Source organism: Pseudonocardia sp. ICBG601, assembly GCF_020496245.1.
Map to the genome: position 1 here is coordinate 1 of NZ_JAHLJA010000132.1, position 7493 is coordinate 7493.

Annotated in this window: 8 protein-coding genes, 3 pseudogenes and 1 riboswitch; of the genes and pseudogenes, 6 read left to right on the top strand and 5 right to left on the bottom strand. The window is 72.7% G+C overall.

Features of this window, described 5'->3' with window-relative positions:
- Together KPL57_RS72820 and KPL57_RS27270 are read right to left on the bottom strand one after the other, a co-directional pair.
- On the bottom strand, positions 1–234 hold a 234-nt coding region (locus KPL57_RS72820; RefSeq protein WP_226353675.1), incomplete at its 3' end, for an MEDS domain-containing protein.
- 309 nt (positions 235–543) lie between these two features.
- The gene (locus tag KPL57_RS27270) at positions 544–1110 is read right to left on the bottom strand and encodes an OsmC family protein (RefSeq protein ID WP_374203797.1); all 567 of its coding nucleotides are present in this window, start codon (positions 1108–1110) and stop codon (positions 544–546) included.
- Positions 1111–1366: 256 nt separating this feature from the next.
- On the opposite strand from KPL57_RS27270, the gene KPL57_RS27275 reads away from it, so the two are divergent.
- The 5 genes and pseudogenes from KPL57_RS27275 to KPL57_RS27295 all read left to right on the top strand — a co-directional run bounded on the left by KPL57_RS27275 (position 1367) and on the right by KPL57_RS27295 (position 4741).
- Positions 1367–1939 (top strand): CDP-alcohol phosphatidyltransferase family protein, encoded by a 573-nt coding sequence (locus KPL57_RS27275; protein WP_264198626.1) that lies wholly within the window; start codon positions 1367–1369, stop codon positions 1937–1939.
- A gap of 10 nt (positions 1940–1949) precedes the next feature.
- Positions 1950–2340, top strand: a pseudogene (gcvH, locus tag KPL57_RS27280) (glycine cleavage system protein GcvH).
- A 183-nt stretch (positions 2341–2523) separates the two neighbouring features.
- Positions 2524–2976: a glycogen accumulation regulator GarA gene (gene garA / locus KPL57_RS27285; RefSeq protein ID WP_062394962.1), complete on the top strand. Its 453-nt coding sequence runs from the start codon at positions 2524–2526 to the stop codon at positions 2974–2976.
- 435 nt (positions 2977–3411) lie between these two features.
- Positions 3412–3888, top strand: a complete 477-nt coding sequence (locus tag KPL57_RS27290) for a bifunctional nuclease family protein (protein WP_020623535.1) — start codon at positions 3412–3414, stop codon at positions 3886–3888.
- A 274-nt stretch (positions 3889–4162) separates the two neighbouring features.
- Positions 4163–4741: a MerR family transcriptional regulator gene (locus KPL57_RS27295; protein WP_374203798.1), complete on the top strand. Its 579-nt coding sequence runs from the start codon at positions 4163–4165 to the stop codon at positions 4739–4741.
- Between the two features lie 14 nt (positions 4742–4755).
- Here KPL57_RS27295 and KPL57_RS27300 read toward each other — a convergent pair.
- The 3 genes and pseudogenes from KPL57_RS27300 to KPL57_RS70400 all read right to left on the bottom strand — a co-directional run.
- A pseudogene (locus tag KPL57_RS27300) lies at positions 4756–5665 on the bottom strand (IS5 family transposase); the annotation flags it as partial.
- Positions 5666–5693: 28 nt separating this feature from the next.
- Positions 5694–5861, bottom strand: coding sequence for a YiaA/YiaB family inner membrane protein (locus tag KPL57_RS70395; protein WP_308187882.1), 168 nt, complete (start codon positions 5859–5861; stop codon positions 5694–5696).
- Positions 5862–5993, bottom strand: coding sequence for a hypothetical protein (locus KPL57_RS70400; RefSeq protein ID WP_308187881.1), 132 nt, complete (start codon positions 5991–5993; stop codon positions 5862–5864).
- 72 nt (positions 5994–6065) lie between these two features.
- Positions 6066–6160, top strand: a riboswitch (glycine riboswitch).
- Positions 6161–6327: 167 nt separating this feature from the next.
- On the opposite strand from KPL57_RS70400, the pseudogene KPL57_RS27310 reads away from it, so the two are divergent.
- Positions 6328–7493: pseudogene (locus KPL57_RS27310) on the top strand (glycine dehydrogenase (aminomethyl-transferring)); the annotation flags it as partial.

Consider the following 7493-nt stretch of genomic DNA (forward strand, 5'->3'; position numbering starts at 1 on the left):
GCGAGCGGGGTGCGGAAGGTCTGCCGGGTCCGCTCGGCGGGCAGGATCTCCAGCTGGCCCGCGGCGCAGCGGGTCGTCGACCTCGACGCCGTCCTCGGCGAGACGGCGGAGCAGGACGTCGGCGGCGCCGTCGTCGTCGAAGTATAGGATGCGCTCGCCCCGGTCGAGACCGTGCCCGACGTAGGCGGCGGCGAGCTCCCCGAGGTGCTCGGTGCTGTCCGGGACCGCGCACACGTGATCCCCGGACGTCAGCGCGTCCCGCCAGCTTGATCACGTCTCACCTGCCGCGCCCGCCCCGCCGCCGCTCCTCGCGGCGCCGGGCACACCCCGTCACGAACTCCTGGACGGATCAACCGTACGGAGCCCTCGGCGGAGGCCCGAGACCTCGGAGCGTGCGAGGCGCCCGAACCTCGACGGTGACGCGCGACGAGCGGAACGTCACCGGCGGGCGACGGTGGTGCGCAGACCCGGTCCGACCAGGACGTACGGCCGTTCGGCGCTGTCCGGTGTCCGCCGGACGGCGGTGGCTCCCGGCGTCGGGGTTCACCGTCCGTGGCGGCGCGGTGGTGGCGTGGCGGGGTCAGGCGGCCGGGTTGACCGCGACCGAGGTGGTCCGCGCTGCCCTGGATGGTCTGCAGGACGACGCAGTACCGCTCGGTCAGCTTCACCAGGGTCGCGACCTTGTCCTGCGCCGCGGGCGCGTCGCCGTCGCGGATGTCGACGTCGAACGACAGCCGGATGTCCCGGAACCCGACCGGGGCGTCCTTCGCGACGCCGAGCGTGCCCGCGGAAGTCGAGGTCGCCCTCGGCCCGCACGGCGCCGTGCACCTCGAGCTCCAGCGCGGTCGCCACCGCGCGCAGGGTCACCCCGGCACAGGCCACCAGGGCCTCCAGCAGCATGTCGCCCGAGCACAGCTGGGTGCCGTCGCCGCCGGTGGCCGGGTGCAGGCCCGCCTCGGCCATCGCCTGGCCGGTGGAGACCTTGCACGCCACACCGGAGCCGAGGTCGCCGTCGGCCTTCAGGGTGATGACCGCCGACTCCGGGTCGTCGCGGTACTGCTGCTTGAGCGGGGCCTGGATGTCACGGAGGGAGACGTTCGTGTCGGTCATGTCCCCATCCTCACCCCGACGGGGCGCCCCGCACACCCCGACCCGACGACTAGGGTGCCCGGTGTGGGCAGGGAGAGCGACACCGGACGGGCGGCCCGCGGTGCGCCGCAGCGCCCGCGAGGCCGCCGACTCGGTCCGCGAGGCCCGCGACACCGTCCGGGACACGGTGCGCGACACGGTCCGGGACTCGGTGCACGACACCGTGGGCCCGCCCACCGACGACGACCGGCTCTGGACCGTCCCGAACGCGCTCAGCATGCTGCGCCTGGCCGGGGTGCCGCTGTTCCTGTGGCTGATGCTCGGCCCGGAGGCCGACGGCTGGGCCGTCGCGGTGCTGGCGATCGGCGGGTTCACCGACTGGCTCGACGGCAAGCTCGCCCGTGTCCTGGACCAGTTCAGCCGGTTCGGCGCCATGCTCGACCCGGCCGTGGACCGCCTCTACATCCTGGCCGCGCTCGTCGGGCTGGCCGCGCGCGACATCGTCCCGTGGTGGGCGGTGGTCGCCCTGGTCGCCCGCGACGTCGTCCTCGCAGGCTGCGTGTTCGTGCTGCGCCACCGCGGCTACGGCCCCTTCGAGGTCGTCTACCTCGGCAAGGCCGCCACCTTCGTGCTGCTCTACGCCTTTCCGCTGCTCCTGCTCGGCGACGGCCCGACACCCGCCGAGGCCGTGGTCGGTGTCGTCGCGAACGCCTTCGCCATCTGGGGCGTGGCCCTCTACCTGTGGTCGGGGCTGCTCTACCTGGCCCAGTTCCGGCTGGCGCTGCGCCGCCCGGCGCCGGGCGTCCCTGCCCCGGCGACCCGGTTCGATCACGACCGGGCCGGGGGATAGGCTCCGCGGCGTGAGCTCGGAGATTCCGTCGGACCTGTCCTACACCGAGGCCCACGAGTGGGTGCGCCGCAGCGGGGCGGGGTGGTCCGGGTCGGGATCACCGACCACGCCCAGTCGCAGCTCGGGGACGTCGTGTTCGTGCAGCTGCCGACCGTCGGTGACACCCTCGCCGCGGCGACGCCATGGGCGAGGTCGAGTCGACCAAGTCGGTGTCGGACATCTACGCCCCGGTCGGCGGTGAGGTCGTCGCCGTGAACGACGGGCTCGACGCCGCCCCGGAGCTGGTGAACTCCGCCCCCTACGGCGACGGGTGGATCGTCGAGATCCGGCTGGCCGACGGGGCCTCGCCCGACGGCCTGCTCGACGCCGACGCCTACCGCCAGCTGGCCGACGGCGACTGAGCCGGCCGCCCGCCGCACCACGCAGCACGGCACGCGGACCTCCGTATCGCCCCGGCCGCTCCGACCGGTAGGTTCACATCCCCTGGACGTGTCGTCCGGAAGGGGCCGGGACACCCGGCCCCGAACAGACCTGACCGCCCGGACGCCGTCCGGGTACCGCATCCGCGAGGAGGAGTCCCCGAGGTGACCACGAACGACCCGCGCGACGTGCCACCGGAGCGCGCACCGGAGACCACGTCGGTCTTCCGGGCGGACTTCCTCGCCGACGTCGAGCAGCCGGCCGCCGAGCCCGCCGTCTCGGGTGTCGACGGGCTTCCCGCCGGGTCGGCGCTGCTCGTCGTCCGGCGCGGTCCGAACGCCGGCTCGCGCTTCCTGCTGGACGTGCCGACCACCAGCGCCGGCCGGCACCCCGACAGCGACATCTTCCTCGACGACGTCACTGTCTCCCGGCGGCACGCGGAGTTCCGCCGCGACGCCGGTGAGTTCGTCGTGGTCGACGTCGGCAGCCTCAACGGCACCTACGTCAACCGTGAGCCGGTCGACACGGCCGTGCTCGCCAACGGCGACGAGGTGCAGATCGGCAAGTTCCGCCTGGTGTTCCTGACCGGGCCCCGCGAGCCCGGCGCCCAGGGCTGACCCGGGTCCCGTGCGGTGGCGCCGTCCGCGCCGTCTCTGCCGCCGTCTCTGACGGCGGTGCCGCGGGCGCCGTGCACGGAGCCCCGCGTGTGACCGGCCCGTCGCGGCCGGGGGTGCTCCGGTACCCCCTGGTGCGGCGGGCCTTCGGCGTGGACGGGGACCAGCGGGTGTCGAGCCGACACGCCGTGCGCGACGGGCGTGTGACGATCGTCGAACGGACCCCGTCACTCCCCGTCCGGAGGCGCGCGTCCGGGCGGACCGCCGTGTAGCGTCATCAGGTGTCGGTGGCAGTGCGGTGGCAACGACACCACGGTGACGACACGGAGCCGTCGGGTCCACCGCGCGGGTCAGGGCGAGCAAGGCGATCAGGGCGGCCGGGGTGGCGTGTCCACCCGGGTGGTCCGACAGGCCCGACAGGGCCGGGGAGGCGGGCTGATGAGCGAGATGCGCGTCGTGGGCGTCCGGGTCGAACTTCCGGCGAACCAGCCGATCCTGCTGCTGCGGGAGACGAACGGCGACCGATACCTCCCGATCTGGATCGGATCGGTGGAGGCGACGGCGATCGCCCTGGAGCAGCAGGGGGTCAAGCCCGCGCGGCCGTTGACCCACGATCTGCTCAAGGACGTGATCGGAGCACTCGGGCGGCGGCTCGAGCAGGTGCGGGTGACCGACCTGCAGGAGGGCACCTTCTACGCGGAGCTGATCTTCGACGGTGGTGTCACGGTGTCCGCACGGCCGAGCGACTCGATCGCGCTGGCGCTCCGGATCGGTGTCCCGGTGCACGCCGACGAGAGCGTCCTCGCCGAGGCGGGACTGGTCATCCCCGACGAGCAGGAGGACGAGGTCGAGAAGTTCCGCGAGTTCCTCGACTCCGTGTCGCCGGAGGACTTCCGCGGTGCCCAGCCGGGCTGATCCGTGCGGGTCACCACCGCCGTCACCCGGCAGTGGGAACGCACGGACCGCGGTCCGACCGTTCACCGACGTCACCGACCGTTCGGCGGCCGTACGCCCTGTGTGCCCGGCGACCCGGCCGGGTGTCCGGTACGCCCAGGTCGGCGAGCCGCGTTGACCACCCCGGCCGCTGGGCCTACCGTCATCTCGACTGATGACATCCGTGGAACTCACCCACTACCCAGAGTCACATGGTAGAGGACGGTCCACGGTCCCGAACGAAGGAGACCGCGCGGTGCAGACGCCACCACCCGAGGGGCCGGGTCAGGGAGAGCTGTTCCCGGACCCGCTCGTCGGTGCGGGGCTCGACGGGGTGACCGACCGCCTGGTCGGCTTCCGCGGCCCGACCGCGTGTCAGGTCGCCGGCATCACCTACCGACAGCTGGACTACTGGGCCCGCACCGGGCTCGTCGTGCCGTCCATCCGCGGTGCCGCCGGGTCGGGCAGCCAGCGGCTGTACTCCTTCAAGGACGTCCTCGTCCTCAAGATCGTGAAGCGGCTGCTCGACGCCGGTGTCTCGCTGCAGAACATCCGGATCGCCGTCGAGCACCTGCGTCGGCGCGGGATCCGTGACCTCGCCGGCATCACCCTGTTCTCCGACGGCACCACCGTCTACGAGTGCACCTCCCCGGAGGAGGTGGTCGACCTGCTGCAGGGCGGGCAGGGCGTGTTCGGCATCGCCGTCTCCGGGGCGATGCGCGAGATCTCCGGCGTGATCAAGGACTTCCCGGCCGAGCGGGCCGACGGCGGCACCGTCGACGAGGCCCCCGAGGACGAGCTGGCGCGCCGCCGCGCGCGCCGCGCCATCTCCTGAGGCCATCTCCTGAGAGCGTGTTTGGAAATTCTAGTGGGTTGAGGGTGTCGTGTGTTTCTGCTGGCGGGTGGCGGGGTATCCACGGGCGATGCGGCGGGTGATGGTGTTGATCGCGGCCCAGCGGATCATGGCTTCGGATGTGGTGGGGTGGCGTTCGTAGTCTCGGGCCAGGCGTCGGTGTGCGGTGAGCCAGGCCAGGGTCCGTTCGACCACCCACCTTCGTGGGAGGACGGTGAATCCGCGCTGCTCGGGTGGCTTGCGGATGATCTCGATCGTTGTCTGCAGGATCGTGGCGGCCCAGTCGAGCAGTCGCCCGGCGAAGCCGGCGTCGGCGTAGACGAACCGCACCCTGGTGCGCAGGTAGAGGTTGAGCAGGATCGGCTTGGCGCCGTCGCGGTCCTGTACCGAGGCCGAGCACACCATCGTGGTCAGCAGCAGACCGAGGGTGTCGGTCACGATGAACCGTTTCCGTCCGCCTGTCTTCTTCCCGGCGTCGTAGCCGCGGGAGTCCTGGCCGACGGTGTCGGCGCCCTTGACCGACTGGGAATCGATGATCCCCGCACTCGGCTCCGGATCACGGCCCTCGGCGATACGTAACTGCCCCCGCACGACCGGGAGGATCTTCTCGGTGACCTTCTGCTGTTCCCACTGGTTGAAGTACCAGTAGACGGTCTGCCAGGGCGGGAAGTCCACCGGCAACGCCCGCCAGGCACACCCGGTCCGCACGACATACAAGATCGCGTCCAGCACGTCCCGACGAGCATGAGCAACAGGCCGCCCCCGCCGCGCGAGCGGCGGTAACAACGGCTCGATCACCACCCACTGGGCATCACTGGTGTCCGAGGGGTACCGGCGCGGTCGTTCCTGCATGCCGACCACGATGGAGCACCCCAGCCGTGTCGACCATCCCGACACACCCACCATTTCCAAACACGCTCTGAGGCGGATCCGCTCACGCCACCGAGCGGAACGGGTCGTGCTCGGCGAGCAGCTTCTCCATCCGCGCCTGGTCGACCCGGTTGACCACGGTCAGGGACTCCTGCCGGTCCCGGACACACTTCGCCAGGGTGAACGCCGAGGTGATCGCGTACAGCACGGCGATCGCGAGGAACGCCTTCACTCAGCCGTCGACGGGCAGGTAGACGGTCCCGACGACGACGGCGGCGAGGGACACGCCGAAGGACAGCATCGCCTGCATGTGGAACGCGGCGGTGGTGGCCGGGGTGGTGTTCGGAGCGCTGGTGTTCGACATGACACGAGTGTGACGAGACGGCGCAGGCGGCGACGCCGCAGAACTACGCAGGTAGGCTGACCCGGTAGTCGTCGACGCCGCGCGGGAGAGCCCCGGGGAACGAGCCCGGGCGCCGAAGGAGCAACCCCTTCCCGGAATCTCTCAGGCACACGGACCGCGCGGTCGAGACGCCTCTGGAAAGCGACGGGTCACCCGCGCACGCGGGGAGCCGTCCGCCGACGGGGAAAGCCGGAAGCCTCCGGTGAATCTCTCAGGCGCCCGGTCTCCGGGTACGGACAGAGGGGGAGGGCGAGTTGCCCTGCCCCGAATCCGCCCGACGACCTCCGGAGGCGCCGTGAGCCCGACGTCCGAGCACCGTCCCACCCTCGCCGAGCTGGAGCGGGGGCTCCCGTTCGCCGAGCGCCACATCGGGCCCCGCCCCGGCGACCTGGCCCGGATGCTGGAGGTGCTGGGCGTCGACTCGCTCGACGCGCTCGCCGCCCGCGCGCTGCCCGACACCATCCGCGACGCCGAGCCGGTCGGGGCCTCGCTGCCCGCGCCGGTCGGCGAGGCCGAGATGCTGGCCGAGCTCCGCGCCATGGCCGGGCGCAACACCGTGACCGTCCCGATGATCGGCTACGGCTACCACGGGACCCGCACCCCGTCGGTGATCCGCCGGAACGTGCTGGAGAACCCGGCCTGGTACACCGCGTACACGCCGTACCAGCCCGAGATCAGCCAGGGCAGGCTCGAGGCGCTGCTGGCCTTCCAGACGATGGTGTCCGACCTGACCGGGCTGCCGGTCGCCGGCGCGTCGCTGCTCGACGAGGCCACCGCCGCCGCCGAGGCGATGACGCTGCTGCGCCGGGCCAACCGCTCGACCAGCCCGCGGTTCGTCGTCGACGCCGACACGCTGCCGCAGACCGTGGACGTGCTGCGCACCCCGCGCGGAGCCGCTCGGCATCGAGCTGGTCGTCGCCGACCTCGCCGACGGCGTGGCTGCCCGAGGGTGAGTTCTTCGGTGTCCTGCTGTCGTACCCGGGCGCCTCGGGGCGGGTCGCCGACCCGTCGGGCCTCATCGAGGCCGCGCCACGGCCGCGGGGCGCTCGTCGCCGTCGCGGCGGACCTGCTGGCCCTGACCCTGCTCACCCCGCCCGGGGAGCTCGGCGCCGACGCCGCGATCGGCTCCACCCAGCGCTTCGGGGTGCCGCTCGGCTTCGGCGGCCCGCACGCCGGCTACCTGTCGGTGGGGCAGCGCCACGCCCGGCAGCTGCCCGGCCGGCTCGTCGGCGTCTCCCGCGACGCCGACGGCCACTACGCCCTGCGCCTGGCGCTGCAGACCCGTGAGCAGCACATCCGCCGGGAGAAGGCCACCTCGAACATCTGCACGGCACAGGTCCTGCTCGCGGTCATGGCCGCCTGCTACGGCGTCTACCACGGCCCGGACGGGGCTGCGCGACATCGCCACCCGCACCCACCGGATGGCCGCGGTCCTCGCCGCCGGCCTGCGGTCGGGCGGGG

Coding starts and splice junctions, on each gene's coding strand:
- KPL57_RS27270 (WP_374203797.1), bottom strand. CDS start 1,110: ATGACCGACACGAACGTCTCCCTCCGTGACATCCAGGCCCCGCTCAAG.
- KPL57_RS27275 (WP_264198626.1), top strand. CDS start 1,367: ATGCTGCGCCTGGCCGGGGTGCCGCTGTTCCTGTGGCTGATGCTCGGC.
- KPL57_RS27290 (WP_020623535.1), top strand. CDS start 3,412: ATGAGCGAGATGCGCGTCGTGGGCGTCCGGGTCGAACTTCCGGCGAAC.
- KPL57_RS70400 (WP_308187881.1), bottom strand. CDS start 5,993: ATGTCGAACACCAGCGCTCCGAACACCACCCCGGCCACCACCGCCGCG.